The sequence below is a fragment of the Mycobacterium persicum genome (genome assembly GCF_002086675.1).
Lineage (GTDB): Bacteria > Actinomycetota > Actinomycetes > Mycobacteriales > Mycobacteriaceae > Mycobacterium > Mycobacterium persicum.
Genome location: NZ_MVIF01000233.1, coordinates 1 through 1,457, shown reverse-complemented (window position 1 = coordinate 1,457; position 1,457 = coordinate 1). Strand labels below are relative to the sequence as shown.

General features: G+C 65.3%; 1 protein-coding gene. It reads right to left on the bottom strand.

Going from position 1 to position 1,457, the window contains the following annotated elements:
* Nucleotides 1–190: 190 nt before the first annotated feature.
* Complete coding sequence (locus BST40_RS28055) at nt 191–1,414, bottom strand: IS4 family transposase (protein WP_075545525.1); 1,224 nt, start codon at nt 1,412–1,414, stop codon at nt 191–193.
* Nucleotides 1,415–1,457: the final 43 nt, after the last annotated feature.

Here is a 1,457-nt window from a genome sequence, read left to right as displayed (position 1 = left end):
CAATACCGTTCAGTTAAGACGGTGGATGGTGATGTTTGGTGAATGCTCGGGTTGGAGCCAGTGGGCGTAGTCGGCGCGTTTGACGTGCCACTTGGACATTTTGCGTTTGACCACCCGGGGTGCTGCGCGGTGGCGTCGGGCCGGGTTGAGGCGGTCGAGCAGTCGGCGCAGGAAGGCGCGCCAGTGCCGGTCAGGCGTTTCGGGGTGGTCCGGGGGGAAAAGCGCCCTGCTGGGCGACGGATTGACGCGTGATGCTCAGTGCGGCAGTGAAACTGACGCGGTCGGGGTCATGTCCGGCGTGTTCGGCGGCCTGGGTCATCAAGGTACGGATGGCGTAGTGGCAGCACAGGTGTCCCCAGATTTCTTGCTGGACCAGGTCGGGGGATTTGGAGCGCAGCACGATGCGAGGTCCACGCTGGTGGGTTTTGAGTTCGTCGAAGGTGTTCTCGATCTCCCAGCGCTGGGCGTATGCGGCAGCCAGCTCGACCGCTGGCGCCTGCTCGGGGTCGGTCAGCGTGGTCAAAAGCCGGTAGACGGTGGGGTTGTCGCGTCCGTCGTCGAGGGTGTAGTCGATGACGCGGGCCAGCATCGGGGTGCTGGCCCGATCGGCGCTGGCCCGCAGGTGAGCCAGCCAGGAACCGTCGGGAAGGTCTTGCACATGGGCCGGTTCCGGGGCACGCCAACCGGTGCGTACCCGCCACAACAAATCGGCCCCGGTCGCAGAGGCCTTGCGCCACAACGCATACGAGAAGAACCCGCGATCAGCCAGCAGCAACATCCCCGTGGTCAGGGTACCCAGCAGTTGTTCGGCGAGTTTGGACTCCGAATCGCGGTAGGCCCCGATCTGCACGGCAAAGACCGCGTGTGTCGCACACTCGGCCACCCCAACGACCCGAACCTGCGGGAAGGCGGCCTTCTCACCCTTGCTGGCACCGGGCCGGCCGAAGTACTCATCATTGGCCGCTGTGTCGGCCACATCCAGACAGGTTCCGTCGATGGCGACCAGTCGCCGCCCGGCCAACCACGCTCCCGGCGTGGTTGGCCCGGCCAACGGGCGGGCCACCCGCGAAAACAAGCTGGCCAGCGGTGCTGACCCCAGCCGCTCACGGGCCTGAAAGATCGCCGACTTACCTGGTAACCGGTAGCGTTCACGCCACCCCGACGCCCACGCCAGACCATCGGTGAGCTGGGCCAGCACATCCTCATAAGAGCCCTCCGCATACAGGCCCATCGCGATCGCGAAATACGCCATCACCCGCGCAGGCAGCGACCGATGCCGCTGCTGGGTGCGGCCCGCCTCCGCGATCACCTCATCCACCAGCGCCGCAGGAAACACCCGCGTCAACACCCCCACCGATACCAGATCTGACAACCGGCGATCCGACTCAGGCTTGCGCCAACCCGCACGAGGCATACCCTACAAACTACACCCATGTAGTCTTAACTGAACGGTATTG

Excerpts from the sequence above, each read along its gene's own strand:
- BST40_RS28055 (WP_075545525.1), bottom strand. The coding sequence starts at position 1,414 with ATGCCTCGTGCGGGTTGGCGCAAGCCTGAGTCGGATCGCCGGTTGTCA.